The organism is Pantoea sp. sgz302252 (assembly GCF_042610525.1).
Lineage (GTDB): Bacteria > Pseudomonadota > Gammaproteobacteria > Enterobacterales > Enterobacteriaceae > Erwinia.
On the sequence record NZ_JBHDVM010000005.1, the window covers coordinates 100,265 to 117,149 of the forward strand.

Below are 16,885 nucleotides of genomic sequence, written 5' to 3' on the forward strand. Positions count from 1 at the left end.
ACCAAATAACGTAGCGCTGGCCTGATGCAAAGAGAAAGTTTTAAGTGATTAATTTTTCGACTACTCTTGAAGCTGAGTCGATAACAGGGAAAACGCAAATGGCTATGGGCATTAAAACAGGCGGCGCGCTGGCGCTGGTAGTTTGGCTGGGGCTGGCAGGTGGCGCTCAGGCGGCGGAAGCGGTAAAAGTAGGGTCAAAAATCGATACGGAAGGCTCGCTGCTGGGCAACCTTATTTTACAGGTGCTGGATAAGCACGGCGTAAAAACCATCAACAAAATCCAGTTGGGCAATACTCAGGTGGTCAGGGGCGCGATAACGGCAGGCGAGCTGGATATCTATCCGGAATATACCGGCAACGGTGCATTTTTCTTCCACGATGAAAAAAATCCGGCCTGGAAAAACGCGCAAGCGGGCTATCAGCTGGTGAAAAAACTCGACGGCGAAAAAAATCATCTGATCTGGCTGACGCCTTCGCCCGCGAATAACACCTGGACAATAGCGGTGCGCGGCGATTTGGCGCAAAAAAACAAACTCGCCAGCCTGGCCGATCTGAGCGCTTATCTTAAAAACGGCGGCGAGTTTAAGCTGGCGGCCTCGGCGGAGTTTATCGAACGGCCCGACGCGCTGCCCGCATTCGAAAACGCCTATCAGTTTAAGCTAAAACAGGATCAGCTGCTGTCGCTGGCCGGCGGTGATACGGCGGTAACGCTGAAAGCGGCCGCCCAGCAGACTTCCGGCGTCAATGCGGCGATGGCCTATGGCACCGATGGCCCGGTAGCTGCGCTGGGGCTGCAAACGCTAAGCGATCCCCAGGGCGTGCAGCCGGTTTACGCGCCGACGCCGGTGATCCGCGAAGCGGTGCTGAAAGCCTGGCCGCAGATCGGCGACTGGCTACAGCCGGTTTTCGCCTCGCTGGATGAACAAACCTTACAGCAGCTGAACGCCAAAATCGCGGTAGAAGGCATGGATGCTAAAAAAGTAGCCGCTGACTATCTGCAGCAGAAAAACCTGTAGCCGCGCGAGATATGGCTATCCAGGTTCATAACCGCGTAACGCTGACGCTTGCGCTGCTTATGACGGCGGCGCTGACAACCCTGCCTTTTCTTAACTGGGCACCGAACAGGCTGGTTTCCGGTCAGCCCGTTGCGCTGGCGCAGATAGCGGACGGCGTCGGCTGGTGGCTGCTGTTGCCCGCTTTCCTGCTGATGCTGCTCGCCTTTTTGCCGCAGAGGCGCGCAGGCCTGGCGTTAACGCTGGCCTGTAGCGAGACGCTGTTTGTCGCTATGGTCGCCGCTGGCGGTTTCGCCGCAGCTTCGCTGGCGCAGCAGGGCCATCCGCTGGCAAGAACCTCTTACGGTGGTGGTTTCTGGCTGGCATCCGCGCTGGCGTTGCTGATTGCGACAGACGCGATCGGTCGCGCTACGCAAAACGCCATGTGGCGGCTGTTGCTCAACGCGCAGATTTGGCTACCGATCGTTTTTCTGCTGCTGAGCGGCCAGCTTGATGCACTGTCGCTGCTGAAAGAGTACGCCAACCGGAAAGAGGTCTTTGACGAGGCGCTCTCCCGCCATCTGTTAATTCTGGGCGGCACGCTGCTGCCAGCATTGCTGATCGGCGTGCCGCTCGGCTGGTACTGCTGCCGTCGCCCGGGCATACAATCTTCGGTATTCACTACGCTGAATATTATTCAGACCGTGCCTTCCGTCGCCTTGTTCGGTCTGCTGATCGCGCCGCTCAGCGGGCTGGCCCGTGAGTTTCCAGCGCTGGCAACGCTCGGCATCAGCGGCATAGGCATGGCACCAGCGCTTATCGCGCTGGTGCTCTACGCGTTACTGCCACTGGTGCGCAGCGTGGTAGCGGGTCTGCAAAACGTGCCGGACGCCGCGATTGAAACGGCGCAGGGGATGGGGATGAGCCGTGGGCAAATCTTCCGCAAGGTTGAAGTGCCGCTGGCGCTACCAGTGCTGCTGGCTGGGCTGCGCGTCACGGCTGTGCAAACTATTGGCATGGCAGTTATCGCCGCGCTGATTGGCGCTGGCGGCTTCGGCGCGGTCATCTTTCAGGGGCTGCTAAGCAGCGCGCTGGATCTGGTTATGCTGGGCGTGATACCCGTGATCGCGCTGGCGGTGGGCGTGGATGCGCTATTTAAGCTTTTACTTTCTCTGCCGGGAAACAAGACGAGTGATTGAATTTAACGGAGTCAGCAAATATTTTGCAGGCAAGGCGGCAGTCAGCGATCTGACGCTGCATATCGGCAAAGGCGAGCTGGCGGTACTGATTGGCACCTCTGGCTGCGGCAAATCCACCACGCTGAAAATGGTTAACCGCCTGGTGGAACATGATCAGGGCGAAATTCGCTTTAACGGTGAAGAGATTGGCGGTTGCGAACTTCAGGCGCTACGCCGCCGTATGGGGTACGTTATCCAGTCGACGGGACTTTTCCCACACTGGACAGTAGAAAAAAATATCGCCACCGTGCCGATGCTGCTGGGCTGGAGCAGGGCGCAAATCAAAGCGCGCGTTAGCGAGCTGCTGGCTTTGCTAAATATGGAAGAAGCATTTCGCCATCGCTATCCTCATCAGCTGTCTGGCGGACAGCAGCAGCGAGTCGGCGTGGCAAGAGCGCTGGCGGCCGATCCGGAAGTGCTGCTGATGGATGAGCCTTTCGGCGCGCTCGATCCGGTCACGCGAGCAGCGCTTCAGCAGGAGATTATCCGTATTCATCGGCTTTCCGGCAAAACCATCCTGATGGTCACTCACGATATTGATGAGGCGCTGGCGCTGGCCGACAGGCTGGTGCTGATGGATAGCGGAAAGGTCGTGCAGCAGGGCACCCCGACAGAGCTGCTGACCAGGCCTGCCAGCGAGTTTGTGCGGCGCTTTTTCGGGCAGAGCGAATGGGGTATCCGGCTACTGTCTCAGCGTTGCGCTGGCGAAGCGGCAAGGCAAGGAGAATGGATTGAGGAAGAAAGCATTATGGCAACCATGACGCTGAGAGAAGCGCTGTCGGTCTTTATCGCTCGCGGCACCGATCGTCTGCCGGTACGGGACAGCAGGCAGCAGCCGCTCGGCGTGCTGTATTTTGCCGATTTGCTGCGGCGGCAGGGGGAATAGCGTGCGGCTGCTTCGCGATCCGCTTCTCTGGCTGATTTTGCTTTTTGCGGCATTGCTGCTGCTGATGCCCTACAGCGGCCCGCTGTTTGCGCGCTGGTTTCCTGATCTGGAGAGGCCGCTCTATCAGCAGGAAAGTTTCTTACGGCTGGCGCTGGCGCATATCAGGCTGGTGGCTTTTTCCAGCTTCGCGGCGGTGATTATCGGGATGAGCGCCGGGATTGCGGTGACGCGCCGGGCGGGGAGAGAGTTCAGATCCGTGGTGGAAACGGTAGTCGCGGCCGGGCAAACTTTTCCTCCGGTCGCCGTGCTGGCGCTGGCGGTGCCCGTTATCGGTTTTGGCGAATGGCCCGCAGTAGTGGCGCTATTGCTGTATGGCCTGCTGCCCGTGCTTCAGGGCACGCTGGCGGGGATTGGCGCGGTACCTGCAAGCCTGCGGGAAGTAGCTGCGGGCGTAGGCATGAGCCCACGCCAGATCCTGCTTAACGTTGAGCTGCAGCTTGCAGCACCGGTAATCCTGGCGGGCATCCGCACCTCGGTGATTATTAATATCGGCACTGCTACCATCGCCTCAACCGTAGGCGCTAAAACGCTGGGATCGCCAGTTATCATTGGGCTAAGCGGGTTCAATACCGCCTATATTTTGCAGGGAGCTTGCCTGGTGGCGCTGCTGGCGATCGTGACGGATCGCCTTTTTGAGCGCCTGCTGCGGTGGTTTAAGAACGGATTAGAATAGTGTAGCCGGTGAGCATAACGCCGCCGATACCGCCCAGCGCCATCATCAGGAAAATTATCGTTACGCCAATTTTTTGCCAGTTCATGCCGTTTTCCGCCTGCCGTAGTAAAGAGGGCAAAGTATATCGCTTTTCATTAGCGGACGTTAAGCCTTTGCTGGCTTTCTGTTAAAAGAAGCCCGCGCGACGCTTAACCAGCCTGGTGCGTAACGGCGTAGCCCTGTTCCTGCCAGTGGGTTATCTGCTCCTGCTGGCGGCGAGTTAGCGGCTTGCCGGTGAAAATAAACAGCTGCTGGCCGGGGAAAAGCTCAGGACGAGGCAGATCCAGCGGTTCAGCCAGCACCTCCATACGCCAGCCCAGCTGGGAAAGACGCCAGGCCTCCAGCCAGATGCGGGTGCGATCTTCCGTGCCCCAGCCGATAATCAACGCATCCTGACCGGTTTTTTTCCGGCTGCCTGCCAGGCAAAAGGTCACGTAATCAATCAGAATGCCGTCAAGCAGGCTGCACATGGTTCTGGCGGTGTTCTGATCCAGACCCAGACGCTGGCGGATAGGAATAAATACGTGATCGATCAGCGCCTCGGCAGGATGCTCCCGGCCCGCCGTCGCCACTTTCGCTCTTAATTTTGCCGGCTTGACGTGGCGCAGCACCGCCATCATCTCTTCCTGCAATGCTGTCCAGCCGTCGTGCACATTGACGCTTTCGCCTTCCAGCAGGGCCTTGACTTTACCTACCGGCACGCCGCTCTCTATCCAGCGTTTGATCTCTTCAATACGCTGAATATCCTCATCATCGAACTGACGATGGCCGCCCTCGGTGCGCTGCGGCTTAAGTAAACCGTAGCGTCGCTGCCACGCGCGGAGCGTAACAGGATTTATCCGGCAGCGTTCGGCAACGTCGCCAATACTGTATAAAGCCATGCCTTTCCTTAAAACCCGTTTAACTTCCCTGAGCCTAACCAACTCTCCATTGTTGTACAACTATTATTTATCTGTACAACTTGCCCGATATTTTGCAACAGCGTATATCTTGCTGAAAGTTCCCAAAAACATGCAGGCGGTGTGCCCGCAGCCGGTATAGTTTACCCTTTAATCCCCGTGCTCCAAAGCACGTTCTTGCAGGAGATGCTGCTGAATATGACGGCTATTGATTACCAGATTCTGAATGCGGAAGAAGCACAGAAGGCTCATGAGGAATTATACCAGGTACTGAGCGCCTGTGTGGCTTTGGGCGCCAGCATTGGCTTTATTGATAACGACCCTCAACCCATGAGGCAGTTCTGGCAGAATGCTATTAACAGTGTCGCCAGCGGCGAAAAAATGCTGCTGGTGGCGCGCCGACAGCAGCAGATCGTTGGCACAGTAATCCTCGAGTTCTGCGGCAAGCCGAACGGTGCGCACCGCGCGGAAATCGCTAAACTGCTGGTGCATCCGGACGCCAGACGCCAGGGAATAGCCCGCGAGCTGCTGTCCCGCGTGGAGAAGCTGGCGCAGCAGCAGGGAAAAACGCTGCTGGTACTGGACACGCGCAGCGGCGATGCGGCCGAGCAGCTTTATCTGGCTCAGGGCTGGCAGGTCTGCGGGCAAATTCCCCGCTTTGCGCTTTCCACCCAGGGCGAGCTGGATGCCACCACCGTCATGTACAAACTCTTTGAGCCAGCGGCGATTTAAAGCGTCGCGCTTTCATTATTTTTGCTCATAACGGCATTCGGCGGGTAAAGATTGAATGCCGGTATCATTTTCAGTAATGTTATCTGTCTGATTTTTAAGCGACGGAACGCTACTTGCTCACGTCATTCCTTTCATTGCCAGGCCCGCTATCGCGGGCAGCCGAAGGTATTATGTTTTTTGTTAAAGCGATAAGTCTCAGTTTTTTAGCCATGCTGCTGCTCTCTTTTGCCCAGAGCTACGTTAAAGCTACTCATAGCGGCGTTGCTATTACGGGCCAACACTGGTCAACCGCGCGTCGCGACTCGGCGGAGATAGCACCCGATCCGAAAAAATTTATTGATACGGCAATTGTACAGGTTTATGCCGCACCGACATTTGGCTGGCGTGGACTGTTTGCCGTCCATCCGTGGATCATTTACAAAAAGGCAGGCGAAAGCCGCTACAACCGCTATGAAGTTATCAGCTGGGGCAGCAGCAATGTAGTTCGCCATAACTACGCTTTGCCCGATGGCTATTGGTTCGGCGCGAAGCCGAGGTTGCTGGTCGATCATCGCGGCACGCGCGCGGCGGCGATGATCCCGGCGATCGAAGCCGCTGTTGCCAGCTATCCCTGGCCGCACCGCTATCGCGTCTGGCCCGGGCCTAACAGCAACACTTTCCTTGCTCATATCGGCAGGGAAGTGCCCGCGCTGAAGCTGGATTTGCCCGCCAACGCTATCGGCAAGGATTTTCGTCCGCTTACTCGTCCTGTAGGCCTTCCCGCCTCCGGCAAAGGCATACAGCTGTCGCTGCTGGGCGTGTTGGGGCTGACGCTGGGCGCGGAAGAGGGGCTGGAATTTAATATCCTGGCGTTAAACTTCGGCATTGATTTTAAACATCCGGCATTGCGGCTGCCGTTTACCGGCAGGCTGGGCACGAGCAAACTTGAGACAGACAGCGATAATTAATGCTGACAGGGTAGCAAGTTGCGAGCCGTGCCGAAGGATTGGCCAACGGGGACTATTGCTGAGCGGAATACTGTGTAAAAATACAGGCCGATTCAATAAAAAGTGATGGTTATGGCGCTAAATGCCGCGTTAAAAGCGCAAATTGCCGGCTGGTATAAGGCTCTCCAGCAGCAGATCCCCGATTTTATTTCCCGCGCGCCGCAGCGGCAGATGATCGCTGAAGTAGCGAAAACGCTGGCGGGCGACGAGGGCCGCCATCTGGCGATTGAGGCGCCGACCGGCGTGGGAAAAACGCTCTCCTATCTGATCCCGGGCATCGCGGTCAGCCGGGCAGAAGACAAGCCGCTGGTGGTCAGTACCGCCAACGTAGCGCTACAGGATCAGATCTACAGCAAGGATCTGCCGCTGCTGCAGAAGATCGTTCCCGATCTGCGGTTTACCGCTGCGTTTGGCCGTGGCCGCTACGTTTGCCCACGCAATCTCTCTGCGCTGGGCGGCGATGAAGAAAAGCAGGGCGATCTGCTGCTGTTTCTCGACGACGAAATGACCGCCAGCAAAGATGAGCGGGCGCTCTGCACTAAGCTGGCGAAAAAGCTCGATCGCCGCGAATGGGACGGTCTGCGCGATCGCTGCGAAGAAACCATTGAAGATTCGCTCTGGCAGCGCATCAGTACGGATAAAGCCAACTGCCTGGGCAGCAACTGCCACTGGTTCCGCGAATGTCCCTTTTATCTGGCCCGCCGGGAAATCGAACATGCCGATGTGGTGGTAACCAACCACGCGCTGGTGATGGCGGCGCTGGAAACGGAATCGGTGCTGCCGCCACCAAAAAATCTGCTGCTGGTACTGGACGAAGGCCACCACCTGCCGGAAGTGGCGCGAGACGCGCTGGAGATGAGCGGCGATATCACCCCGGCCTGGAGCACGCTACAGCTCGATCTGTTTTGCCGCCTGGTAGAACAGTGCATGGCGCAGTTCAGGCCGAAAAAGCCGCCGCATCTCGGCAATCCGGAACGCCTTAAGGCGCACTGCGAAGAGGTGCGGGAACAGCTACAGCAGCTGTCGCAGATCCTGGCGCAGCTGCTGCCGCCCGGTAACCAGGAAGGCGAATACCGTTTTGAGATGGGTCAGCTGCCGGAAGAGGTAATGACGCTGTGCGCGCGCCTGTTTAAGCTCAGCGATGGGCTGCGCGGGCTGGCAGAAGCGCTGCTTAACGATCTTAGCGAAAAAACTGGCCAGTTCGACGTGGTGCGTCTGCATCGCACGCTAATTCAAATGAACCGCGCACTGGGCTGGTTCGAAGCCAGCAGCAAGCTGTGGCGGCTGGCCTCAATGGAGCAGGCATCGGGCGCGCCAGTCTCTAAATGGGTGACTCGTGAACTGCGTGAAGGCAATGCGCACCTGCTGTTCCACTGTGCCGGTATTCGCGTCAGCGAGCAGCTAGAGAAGCTGCTGTGGCGCAAGATCCCGCATGTGGTGCTGACTTCGGCCACGCTGCGCTCGCTAAACAGTTTCCAGCGCCTGCAGGAGATGGCGGGCCTGAGCGAGAAGCCAGGCGATCGCTTTGTCGCGCTGGATTCGCCCTTTAATCACGTGGAGCAGGGCAAAATCATCATTCCGCAAATGCGCTATGAGCCGATGCTGGCAAACGAGGTCGAACATCTGGCGGAAATGGCGCACTTCTTCCGTCATCAGATCAAAGAAGGTAAGCACAAAGGATTGCTGGTGCTGTTCGCCAGCGGCCGGGCGATGCAGCAATTTATCTCTTATTTGCCAGAGCTACGATTGATGCTGCTGGTGCAGGGCGACAAGCCTCGTCCGGCGCTGGTGGCGCTGCATCGCAAGAAAGTGCTACAGGGCGAAACCAGCGTGCTGGTGGGCCTGCAGTCATTTGCCGAAGGCCTGGATTTAAAAGGCGAGCTACTGTCGCAGGTACATATTCATAAAATTGCCTTTCCGCCGGTGGACAGTCCGGTTATTTTGACCGAGGGCGAGTGGCTAAAAAGCCTGAAGCGCTATCCTTTTGAAGTACAGAGTTTGCCAAGCGCCTCGTTTAACCTGATACAGCAGGTCGGTCGGCTGATCCGCAGCCACGACTGTTTTGGTGAAATCGTAATTTACGATCGCCGTTTACTGAGCAAAAGCTATGGCGCACGCCTGCTGGGTGCCCTGCCGGTTTTCCCGATTGAGCAACCCCCGATGCCACCAGGCGAGTTGCCAAAAGCCGTTCCGGCTATGCAGGGCAAGAAAACAGTACGCCGTCGGCGTCGCTAATTACCGGAAAGAGCAAAAGCATGGATTATACGAAGATTATTAAAGAAGTCGGACGCGGAAAAAATCATGCCCGCGATCTGGATGCCGCCACCGCTGCCGGGTTATATCGCGGCATGCTGGCAGGCGAGGTGCCGCCGCTGGAGATGGGCGCGATCCTGATTGCGCTGCGCATCAAAGGCGAAGGCGAAGAGGAGATGCTCGGCTTTTATCAGGCCACTCAGGAGCAGGTGCAGAGGCTACAGCCGCCGGCCAACCTGCCGATGCCGATAGTCATCCCCAGCTATAACGGCGCGCGCAAGCAGGCGAACCTGACGCCGCTGCTGGCGCTGCTGCTTTCCGCACTTGGTTTTCCCGTAGTAGTGCATGGCATCAGCGAAGATGCCACGCGCATAACCAGCGAGGCTGTGTTTGCTGCGCTGGGCGTGAAAGCTGCCGCCGATATGGCCGAGGCACAGCAGCGGCTGGAAGCGGGCAAGCTGGTGTTTGTCGCTATAGATACGCTCTGCGCGCCGCTGGCGCGGCAGCTTGCGCTGCGCTGGCAGCTGGGCGTGCGCAACAGCGCGCATACGCTGGCCAAGCTGCTGACGCCTTTTGGCGAAGATGCAGCGCTGCGTCTCTCCAGCGTCTCGCACCCGGAGTACATCCCGCGCGTAGGCAAGTTTTTTCGCGCAGTCGGCGGTCGCGCGCTGCTGCTGAACGGTACGGAAGGCGAGGTGTATGCCAATCCGCAGCGCTGTCCGGCGCTTAATCTGATCGCTGGTGACGAGCCGGAAGCGCTGCTGGCCCGGCAGGAAGAGAGCAATATTGGCCGTGATGAGCTGCCCGCCGCGAAAGATCCAGAGACAACAGCGGAATGGATAAAACGCTGCCTGAACCGCGAGGTGCCGGTGCCGCAGTCGCTGCGCCAGCAAATCGCCTGCTGCTATGTGGCTACCGGCCGCGCTTCAGATGTCGAAAGCGCGCTGGAGCAGATAGCGAAGGCAGGCTATTAAGCCAGCAGGTTTTCTGCCTGCGGCCGGGCAGACAGAGGCGATTTGGCAAGCTGCGCCATCAGAGGGCGTTCGCTGATAAAAAGCGATTTGGCAAGCCGCGCCATCAAATGGCGTTCGTTGATAAAAAGCGATTTGGCAAGCCACGCCATCAGATGGTATTCGCTGATCAAAAGCGATTTGCTTTGTACAACAGCGGGAAGACAATCGCGAAGCTCAGGCCCGCAGGCGCAAGCAAGACCGAAATGCCAGCTGTTTTGTGAGGCTGAATTTGTCCTGGTGGCCGCTTGTTAAAAAGTAAGGCTCGGCGAGCCTTACTTTACCGTTACGCCTTTGGCCTGATGAAGATAACGCTTTGGTTGCGCTTTTTGCCCAGCTTCTTAAAGCGCTCCCAGCCTTCTTTCAACCGTTGGGCTTTCAGGGCTATCGCTTCTTCCAGCGTTAGCGGCCTGGTGGGTTTATTTAAATTTGACAGCATAACCCCTCCTGTGTGGATTAAGGTTCAGGTGGACGGCTGCTATCCGGTGCGGCAGGCTTCTGCAAAGCTTTTGCAGGATCAGACGATAAGCTCGCGAAAGCAGATCGTCAAAAGCCAGAAACGTATAGCAATAAGGCCGATAGATAATATAGTGATGGTTTATTATGTAATCAATAATTATATTCAAAGCCTGCGAGCGCTTACCGCGTAATCGTCTTTTGAAAAATGGCGTGCCGGCTTCAATATTATTCAGGCTGTCGAAAAAGATTTCATAGCAGCCGCCGCGTAGCGTCAGAAGATCGGGGCGCTGACCCGTTAACAATCCCTGAGGCAGAGCAATAAGAGAATCTTCTGCCGTTACTATTTCATTGAACTGTAAATAATAATCTCCCGTTCCGCCCGTTTTGACCTGATATGACATGGCCTGTCTGCTGTCCGGCAACAGCGTCTGCATCCTGCTGATGATGTTCATAATTAGCGGCTTCCCTGATAAGTATGACGTCAGGATAAAGCGCTATAATCAGGATGCGAGCGGCGTTTTCATCAGGCGGAACAGGCTACGCAAAATAGTTTATGCGTCCGACAATAGCTTTCATTCTTTTATGAAGTGGATCTGAAATCGCCCGGCGTAAAAAAGGTATTTTGCCGGGCGATGCGTGCAGGTGGGCTAGGTCAGCGGCAGTAGTTTTTCCGCCAGCGCCGTCCAGAATGCAATGCCCTGCGGAACAATTTCATCATTAAAATCATAGCCAGCGTTGTGCAGCGGAGCGGATGGCTTTTCGCCGTCTGCACCAATCCAGAAATAGGCGCCCGGACAGGCTTCGAGCATGCAGGCGAAATCTTCCGAAGCCATCGAAGGATTCGTTTCCCAGTGAACCTGCCCGGGCGGCAGCAGCGCCAGCGCGCAGTCGCGAACCTGCTGCGCGGCGGCGGCATGGTTGCAGGTCACCGGATAATCGGCCAGATACTCTATGCTGCCATCTATACCCAATGGCGCGGTAAAAGTGCTAACGAACTCATCGATCATGCTGCGTACTCTACTGCGCACATCGCTTTGCAGGCAGCGGAGCGTGCCGCGCAGCACAACGCTTTCCGGGATTACATTAATCGCCTCGCCGCCGTTGATCTGCGTAATGCTGACCACTGCGGAAGAAAGCGGAGACAAGCGCCGCGCTGGAATAGTTTGCAGCGCCAGAATAAGCTGCGCGGCGGCAACGATGGGATCGGCACCGTTCTCTGGCATGGCCGCGTGACAGCTTTTGCCGCGCAGGGTGATTTCAAAGGCATCCAGCGAAGCCATCATCGGCCCACTGTTAACCGCTACGTGCCCGACAGGCAAGCCCGGCCAGTTATGCAGACCGTAGATAGCCTCCACAGGAAACAGCGTAAACAGGCCGTCGGCGACCATTTTTCTGGCACCGCCAAGGTTCTCTTCCGCAGGCTGGAAAATAAAATGCAGCGTGCCGCTGAAACGGCGCGTGGCGCTCAGGTGTTTTGCCGCCGCCAGCAGCATAGCCGTGTGCCCATCATGTCCGCAGGCATGCATAACGCCGGGCCGCGAGGAACGCCAGGGAACATCGCCCAGCTCGGTGATGGGTAGCGCGTCCATATCTGCGCGAAAGCCAATTGCAGGCCCCGGGCCATTCTCCAGCGTGCCGACTACGCCGGTTCCCGCAAGGCCTGTATGCACCTGCAGACCGAACTCGCGCAGCAGTTCAGCCACCCGCTGCGAAGTGTGCTGCTCCTGATAGCCCAGCTCGGGCAACGCATGAAAGGCTCTGCGCCACTCAACGGCTTGCTGGATCAGTGAAACGGGGATCATATCTTCTCCTTATACGGTCAACAGGCGCGTAGAGTAACGGGTTGCAGCAACGCAAAGGCCCGCTTCAAAGCAGCAGGCTTTCGATTTCCAGCCAATCTTTTACCCGCCGGTAGCCGGTGACCTGCAAATTATGTGGGGCGCTGTAAAGGATGCCTTCGCCGCAGAAGCCCGTAAAATTGTGGGCGTTGTCGTCAATCATATAGTCGGCGTTGATAATGCTTTTGTTGCCGCAGAACACGATATTGCTGGGTTTGATTGAGGGGAAATGGGTGTTCAGCCAGCGGAATTTCGCGTTAAACGAAGTGGGCATTTGCATGGCGGCGGTGGTGATAAAAATTTCGTAGCGCTGGCTTAGCCGCTCAATAACGCGCTGGCTGTCGGCGATCACCGCCAGGTCGCCGAAGAAATCAACATCCTCGCTGACCAGCGTGAAAATTTCCTGCAGCATGTCGGGCTTTTCCTGCGCCAGACTAAACAGATTCAGTTCACTGTGCTTTAGCTCCAGCGAAAAGTGATGGTTGAAAGTGGCAACCATTTTAGGATGAAAATCAGCGATGACTTCATCCATATCAATAGCAATTCTTTTCATTATCGCTCCATGACTGCGCCCGGCTTGCCGCCATCATAGCAAAAAAGCCGCAACGTCGATAAAGGCTAAAAAGCGCCTGAATTCCGGTCGCCGCTATTCTGGCGTAAAATGCCGGGCCTGTCAGAAAGAAAGAGTTATAAGCTTTTGTCGTTTGCCGCTAAGCGTGCCTGTTCAGACAGCGGCGGCAAACGATGGTTGCATCAGGAGCGACGCGCGTCCGGTCTCATCAAATCAAAACGCAGATCGTCGCTAATGGCATAGTAGGCGCTCGGGCCGCCTGCGCGCAAAATGGGATTGGCTCTGGCAGTCTGATAGATGCCGTTTTCCAGTAAGGCCTGATCAATATGAATAACCACGGCTTCGCCCAGCACCAGCCACTGCTCCAGCTTGCCGCCGTCGGCGTCCTGTAGCTGAATCACCTGGGTCAGTCTGCACTCAAAGTTAACCGGGCTTTCCGCCACCATGTTTACCGCAACCTGAGTGCCGGGAACAGGCGTCACGCCGGAAAGTTTAAATTCATCCACGCCTGACGGCACCGAAGCTGAACTTTCATTCATGGCTTCAGCCAGCTCGCGGGTAGCGAGGTTCCAGACAAATTCGCCGGTTTCGACGATATTTGCCACGCTGTCTTTCCAGCCCTGGCTGGCGAAGCCAATAATCGGTGGCTTGTAGTTAAAACAGTTGAAAAAGCTGTAGGGTGCCAGATTAGGCTCGCCGCTGGCGCTTTGCGAACTGATCCAGCCGATCGGGCGCGGACCGATAATGGCGTTAAGCGGATCGTGAGGCAGGCCGTGGCCCAGACGGGGCTGGTAGGAATGGCGGGAACGCGTCATTTAAACTCCTTGTGAAATCATTATCCTTTTATAGTAGCCGTAACCGCGCGGGAACTGTTTACGATTTTTGCTGCAGCAGGTATCTTACGCGCCTGCTGATAAGAGAGCCGTTCATGAAAAAAAGTACCGAGAAACCCCAGCTTCATCCCCGTAACCGTCATCGCGGCCGCTATGATTTTCCCGCGTTGATTGCCAGCCACCCGCCGCTGGCGGATTTTGTGGCGGTAAATCAGTATGGGGACGAATCCGTGGATTTTGCCGATCCGGCCGCGGTGAAAATGCTCAATCAGGCCTTACTGAAACATTTTTACCAGATTGAACAATGGGCTATCCCGGACGGCTTTCTCTGTCCGCCGGTGCCGGGGCGCGCCGACTACATTCATCATTTAGCCGACCTGCTGGCGGAAGATAATCATTCCGTAGCGCCGCGCGCTATTAACGTGCTGGATATTGGCTGTGGCGCCAACTGCATCTATCCGCTAATTGGCCATCGCGAATATGAGTGGCGATTTACCGGCAGCGAAGTCAATGAAGAGGCGATGCGCGCGGCTAACGCCATTATTGCCGCTAATCCCGGCTTAAACCGCGGTGTTCGTCTGCGCCGTCAAAAAAACGCGCAGGCGGTTTTCAGCGGCATTATTCATAAAAACGAGCTTTACCATGCCGTACTTTGTAATCCGCCTTTCCACGCTTCCGCCAGCGACGCGCAGCAGGGCAGCCAGCGCAAGGCGCGCAATCTGGGGCTGGATAAAAACGCGCCGCTGAATTTTGGCGGCCAGCAGGATGAACTCTGGTGCGAAGGCGGCGAAAAAGCCTTTATTGGCCGGATGATTAACGAGAGCGTCGATTTTGCTAAGCAGTGCGTCTGGTTCACTTCGCTGGTGTCACGCCGCGAGAATCTTCCTGAGCTGTGGCGCGCGCTGGAAAAAGTCGGCGCGGTTGCCGTGCGCACCGTAGAAATGGCGCAGGGCCAGAAACAGAGCCGCTTTATCGCCTGGACCTTTATGGATAAAGCGGCCCGCGAGCGGCAGATTAGCCGCCGCTAGCGGACGTGCGGATCTATTGCTCCGGCGCAGGCAGTGAAGGATAAGTAGCGGCCGCATCCGGCTCGCTGCCTGTTTGCATTACCTGAACAGTGGGATGCGGCGCTTTGATCCCTGCCGCATCAAAATGTTTTTTCACCCTATTATCCAGCGCAAAACGCACCGTCCACTGCTTCAGCGGCTGGGTGGTAAAGGAGACGCGCACGGTGAATGCCTGGTTAGTCAGCCCCACCAGCCCGGCGAAGTTTGGCTCGCCGATGACCATGCCGCGAATTGTTTCATCCTGCATCAGCTCTCTGACCGCCTCCTGTAGCGTGGCGTTAACTTTATCGCTGTCCTCGCTGCGATCCACATCGTAATTCGCCACAAAAGAGCCAATACCGCGCACAAAGTTAGCGAAGGTAGTGATCGAAGACCACGGGATGATGTGATAAGCGCCGGTATCCTGACGCACGCCTACCGAACGGATCGACATGCGTTCCACCGTGCCGGTGATTGCGCCAATAGTTACTAAATCGCCCGTGTTCATACCGTTTTCGAACTGAATAAAAATACCGGTAATAATATCTTTCACCAGGGTTTGCGAACCGAATGAAACGGCCAGCCCCAGCGCGCCCGCGCCAGCCAGCAGCGGCGCAATATTTACGCCTATCTCCGATAACAAAATCATAATGGTAATAGTGCTTATCACCACGGCCAGCGCGTTGCGGAACAGCGTCAGCAACGTACGCGTTCTGGCGCTGGGCATGGGACGGCCGTGCGAATCGGAGGCGAGACGGCTCTCAATCAGGCTGGCCAGTAGCGTCCAGCCTACCGCAGAGAAAAACAGGATCATCACGATACGGATAATCACATCCACCATCTTGACGCCTGCGCCCACCGTCAGCCAGTGCCAGAGGTCAAACAGGTTCCAGGCGTTAAGCAACAGCAGGCAAACGGCGAAAACAGTCAGCGTACGCGCCAGTTTTAGCATCATGGAAACCCAGCCGTTAACCCTTTTTTGCAGTTCGGGATAATTCCGGCGCAGTTCTGGCGAAAGGATAATAGTTTTGGCGATCCAGCGACTGAGCATGCCGGAAATCAACGCGCCGAGACCGATAATCGCCAGTGAACGCACGGTAGCAGACATCATAAACTTCAGGCTGTCACCGGGGTTAAAGATGGAAAGCAGAAACAGGGCGATAAAATAGGCGCTGGCCAGCCAGTGCCAGACAAGGGCGAAAGCGCGGATAAACAGCGAAAAAAAGCTCATTGAGCGGTCAGCCAGCTGCACCAGCGCCAGCTGTACGGAGCGCCGGTTGCGGAAAATGAGGTATAGCGCCCAGGCAGTGATAGCGCACATCAAAACCAGATTAACTAACGCGGCGATCTGAACATTAACCTGATTGGAAACTATTGGGATGATAACCAATAGCCCATAGCCGATGACGCTGCTCAGCCAGCTCAGACGGTTCTTCCAGTAGGCGGCGCGCTCGTCTGAAATATGGAAAAAACGCAGTTGAGGAAAGCGCGGACAGAAGATTAGCCGCAGAATAGCTTTAAAAAATTCAATCAGCGCAAAGGCGCTGAGAAACAATCCCTGCTGACGGGCAATGGTTCGGCTACCGGCATTCAGTGAATCACTGAGCATCTGGCCGACAAACAGCGCCACGGCGAGCAGAAGCAAATCGATAATAAAAGCGCCCAAAATCATCGCAGGCAGATGCAGCCAGCTGGTGCGTTCACTGTTTTTGCGACGTCCCCATGCGCCCATGCGGCGGTACAACGGCGAAACCGCACGACCAATCAGCCAGTAAAAAGCGAAAAGCGCAACGGCCAACATCGCAAAATGGCTTAGCGCGTTATAAAAGGTTTTAGGATTAAAGGCCTTGTGCGGTGCATTGGCGATATTACGCTGTAGCCGCTCAATTTTGCCTAAAAACTCGCCGCCGAAGTGACGGCTGACATCGGTCACGCTCTCCAGCACCGTTTTGTCTTCTTCCTCCTGGTCGGGCGGTGCCAGTACGGGATCTTTCGTTTCAGAGGCGCTGGCGGAAGCATTGCGCAGCTGCTTGATCAACTCGGCGCGCGACTGGTCATTTTCCAGAATAGTGGCCAGCGCGGCCCAGGCGGTTTTTTTCTCTTCCAGGCTGGGTTCGGCAGGCGGATTGGCTGCGGAGGAGTTCGACTGGGAAGCAGCAACGGCGGCGGCAGGCAGCGACACGGCCTGTGCCTGACAACAAAACAATAAAGCGACTAACAGTAGCCATCTGAACGTACAGCGCCAGAATGGTAGGGTTCCTGACATCATATTCTCCTGAAGCGACGCAAAGAAGCATCGACCAGCAAGTATAGTCGGCAGGGGAAAAGGGGATGAGCGGGAAGCGTTTTTTAACAGCGAAATGAGAAAGC

General features: G+C 56.4%; 18 protein-coding genes. 9 read left to right on the plus strand and 9 right to left on the minus strand.

Features of this window, described 5'->3' with window-relative positions; translation table 11 throughout:
• The first annotated feature begins 104 nt into the window (after positions 1–104).
• Genes ACETPC_RS10865 through ACETPC_RS10880 form a run of 4 tightly spaced genes read left to right on the plus strand, consistent with a single transcriptional unit; the run spans position 105 to position 3,849 of the window.
• Positions 105–1,016, plus strand: a complete 912-nt coding sequence (locus ACETPC_RS10865; protein ID WP_380181728.1) for an ABC transporter substrate-binding protein — start codon at positions 105–107, stop codon at positions 1,014–1,016.
• Between the two features lie 11 nt (positions 1,017–1,027).
• A complete protein-coding gene (locus ACETPC_RS10870) occupies positions 1,028–2,191 on the plus strand; it encodes an ABC transporter permease (protein ID WP_380181254.1) in 1,164 nt (387 codons plus the stop codon).
• Positions 2,184–3,116 (plus strand): ABC transporter ATP-binding protein, encoded by a 933-nt coding sequence (locus ACETPC_RS10875; RefSeq protein WP_380181256.1) that lies wholly within the window; start codon positions 2,184–2,186, stop codon positions 3,114–3,116. Before ACETPC_RS10870 ends, ACETPC_RS10875 begins: the two co-directional genes overlap by 8 nt.
• A gap of 1 nt (position 3,117) precedes the next feature.
• A complete protein-coding gene (locus ACETPC_RS10880; RefSeq protein ID WP_380181258.1) occupies positions 3,118–3,849 on the plus strand; it encodes an ABC transporter permease in 732 nt (243 codons plus the stop codon).
• Here the strand turns inward: ACETPC_RS10880 and ACETPC_RS10885 are convergent.
• Both ACETPC_RS10885 and ACETPC_RS10890 read right to left on the minus strand, forming a co-directional pair.
• Complete coding sequence (locus tag ACETPC_RS10885; protein ID WP_380181260.1) at positions 3,830–3,934, minus strand: protein YohO; 105 nt, start codon at positions 3,932–3,934, stop codon at positions 3,830–3,832. The genes ACETPC_RS10880 and ACETPC_RS10885 overlap by 20 nt on opposite strands.
• Before the next feature lie 103 nt (positions 3,935–4,037).
• On the minus strand, positions 4,038–4,769 hold the full coding sequence (locus tag ACETPC_RS10890; RefSeq protein WP_380181262.1) for a MerR family transcriptional regulator: 732 nt from the start codon (positions 4,767–4,769) through the stop codon (positions 4,038–4,040).
• Between the two features lie 216 nt (positions 4,770–4,985).
• On the opposite strand from ACETPC_RS10890, the gene ACETPC_RS10895 reads away from it, so the two are divergent.
• The 4 genes from ACETPC_RS10895 to ybiB all read left to right on the plus strand — a co-directional run bounded on the left by ACETPC_RS10895 (position 4,986) and on the right by ybiB (position 9,732).
• Entirely contained in the window at positions 4,986–5,519 is a 534-nt protein-coding gene (locus tag ACETPC_RS10895; RefSeq protein WP_380181264.1) for a GNAT family N-acetyltransferase, read from the plus strand.
• A gap of 170 nt (positions 5,520–5,689) precedes the next feature.
• Entirely contained in the window at positions 5,690–6,466 is a 777-nt protein-coding gene (locus ACETPC_RS10900; RefSeq protein WP_380181266.1) for a DUF3750 domain-containing protein, read from the plus strand.
• Positions 6,467–6,577: 111 nt separating this feature from the next.
• On the plus strand, positions 6,578–8,740 hold the full coding sequence (dinG, locus tag ACETPC_RS10905; RefSeq protein WP_380181268.1) for an ATP-dependent DNA helicase DinG: 2,163 nt from the start codon (positions 6,578–6,580) through the stop codon (positions 8,738–8,740).
• Positions 8,741–8,760: 20 nt separating this feature from the next.
• Positions 8,761–9,732, plus strand: coding sequence for a DNA-binding protein YbiB (gene ybiB / locus ACETPC_RS10910; RefSeq protein WP_380181270.1), 972 nt, complete (start codon positions 8,761–8,763; stop codon positions 9,730–9,732).
• Here the strand turns inward: ybiB and ACETPC_RS10915 are convergent.
• The 6 genes from ACETPC_RS10915 to ACETPC_RS10940 all read right to left on the minus strand — a co-directional run bounded on the left by ACETPC_RS10915 (position 9,729) and on the right by ACETPC_RS10940 (position 13,451).
• A complete protein-coding gene (locus tag ACETPC_RS10915; RefSeq protein ID WP_380181272.1) occupies positions 9,729–9,902 on the minus strand; it encodes a hypothetical protein in 174 nt (57 codons plus the stop codon). The two genes, ybiB and ACETPC_RS10915, sit on opposite strands and share 4 nt — an antisense overlap.
• 152 nt (positions 9,903–10,054) lie before the next feature.
• The gene (locus ACETPC_RS10920; protein ID WP_380181274.1) at positions 10,055–10,207 is read right to left on the minus strand and encodes a hypothetical protein; all 153 of its coding nucleotides are present in this window, start codon (positions 10,205–10,207) and stop codon (positions 10,055–10,057) included.
• The gene (locus ACETPC_RS10925) at positions 10,188–10,679 is read right to left on the minus strand and encodes a hypothetical protein (RefSeq protein WP_380181276.1); all 492 of its coding nucleotides are present in this window, start codon (positions 10,677–10,679) and stop codon (positions 10,188–10,190) included. Before ACETPC_RS10925 ends, ACETPC_RS10920 begins: the two co-directional genes overlap by 20 nt.
• A gap of 195 nt (positions 10,680–10,874) precedes the next feature.
• Positions 10,875–12,029, minus strand: coding sequence for a M20 aminoacylase family protein (locus ACETPC_RS10930; protein WP_380181278.1), 1,155 nt, complete (start codon positions 12,027–12,029; stop codon positions 10,875–10,877).
• A 64-nt stretch (positions 12,030–12,093) separates the two neighbouring features.
• Positions 12,094–12,618 carry a 5'-3'-deoxyribonucleotidase gene (locus ACETPC_RS10935; protein WP_380181280.1) on the minus strand — a complete coding sequence of 175 codons (525 nt, stop codon included), beginning with the start codon at positions 12,616–12,618 and terminating at the stop codon, positions 12,094–12,096.
• A gap of 200 nt (positions 12,619–12,818) precedes the next feature.
• Positions 12,819–13,451 carry a flavin reductase family protein gene (locus ACETPC_RS10940; RefSeq protein WP_380181282.1) on the minus strand — a complete coding sequence of 211 codons (633 nt, stop codon included), beginning with the start codon at positions 13,449–13,451 and terminating at the stop codon, positions 12,819–12,821.
• Between the two features lie 113 nt (positions 13,452–13,564).
• Here ACETPC_RS10940 and rlmF point away from each other — a divergent pair, with 113 nt between their 5' ends.
• Positions 13,565–14,497, plus strand: a complete 933-nt coding sequence (gene rlmF / locus ACETPC_RS10945; protein ID WP_380181284.1) for a 23S rRNA (adenine(1618)-N(6))-methyltransferase RlmF — start codon at positions 13,565–13,567, stop codon at positions 14,495–14,497.
• 13 nt (positions 14,498–14,510) lie between these two features.
• On the opposite strand, the gene ybiO is transcribed toward rlmF, so the two are convergent.
• Complete coding sequence (ybiO, locus tag ACETPC_RS10950) at positions 14,511–16,781, minus strand: mechanosensitive channel protein (RefSeq protein WP_380181730.1); 2,271 nt, start codon at positions 16,779–16,781, stop codon at positions 14,511–14,513.
• Positions 16,782–16,885 lie beyond the last annotated feature (104 nt).

Coding starts and splice junctions, on each gene's coding strand:
- ACETPC_RS10865 (WP_380181728.1), top strand. CDS start 105: ATGGGCATTAAAACAGGCGGCGCGCTGGCGCTGGTAGTTTGGCTGGGG.
- ACETPC_RS10870 (WP_380181254.1), top strand. CDS start 1,028: ATGGCTATCCAGGTTCATAACCGCGTAACGCTGACGCTTGCGCTGCTT.
- ACETPC_RS10885 (WP_380181260.1), bottom strand. CDS start 3,934: ATGAACTGGCAAAAAATTGGCGTAACGATAATTTTCCTGATGATGGCG.
- ACETPC_RS10890 (WP_380181262.1), bottom strand. CDS start 4,769: ATGGCTTTATACAGTATTGGCGACGTTGCCGAACGCTGCCGGATAAAT.
- ACETPC_RS10895 (WP_380181264.1), top strand. CDS start 4,986: ATGACGGCTATTGATTACCAGATTCTGAATGCGGAAGAAGCACAGAAG.
- ACETPC_RS10900 (WP_380181266.1), top strand. CDS start 5,690: ATGTTTTTTGTTAAAGCGATAAGTCTCAGTTTTTTAGCCATGCTGCTG.
- dinG (WP_380181268.1), top strand. CDS start 6,578: ATGGCGCTAAATGCCGCGTTAAAAGCGCAAATTGCCGGCTGGTATAAG.
- ybiB (WP_380181270.1), top strand. CDS start 8,761: ATGGATTATACGAAGATTATTAAAGAAGTCGGACGCGGAAAAAATCAT.
- ACETPC_RS10920 (WP_380181274.1), bottom strand. CDS start 10,207: ATGCTGTCAAATTTAAATAAACCCACCAGGCCGCTAACGCTGGAAGAA.
- ACETPC_RS10925 (WP_380181276.1), bottom strand. CDS start 10,679: ATGAACATCATCAGCAGGATGCAGACGCTGTTGCCGGACAGCAGACAG.
- ACETPC_RS10930 (WP_380181278.1), bottom strand. CDS start 12,029: ATGATCCCCGTTTCACTGATCCAGCAAGCCGTTGAGTGGCGCAGAGCC.
- ACETPC_RS10935 (WP_380181280.1), bottom strand. CDS start 12,618: ATGAAAAGAATTGCTATTGATATGGATGAAGTCATCGCTGATTTTCAT.
- ACETPC_RS10940 (WP_380181282.1), bottom strand. CDS start 13,451: ATGACGCGTTCCCGCCATTCCTACCAGCCCCGTCTGGGCCACGGCCTG.
- rlmF (WP_380181284.1), top strand. CDS start 13,565: ATGAAAAAAAGTACCGAGAAACCCCAGCTTCATCCCCGTAACCGTCAT.
- ybiO (WP_380181730.1), bottom strand. CDS start 16,781: ATGTCAGGAACCCTACCATTCTGGCGCTGTACGTTCAGATGGCTACTG.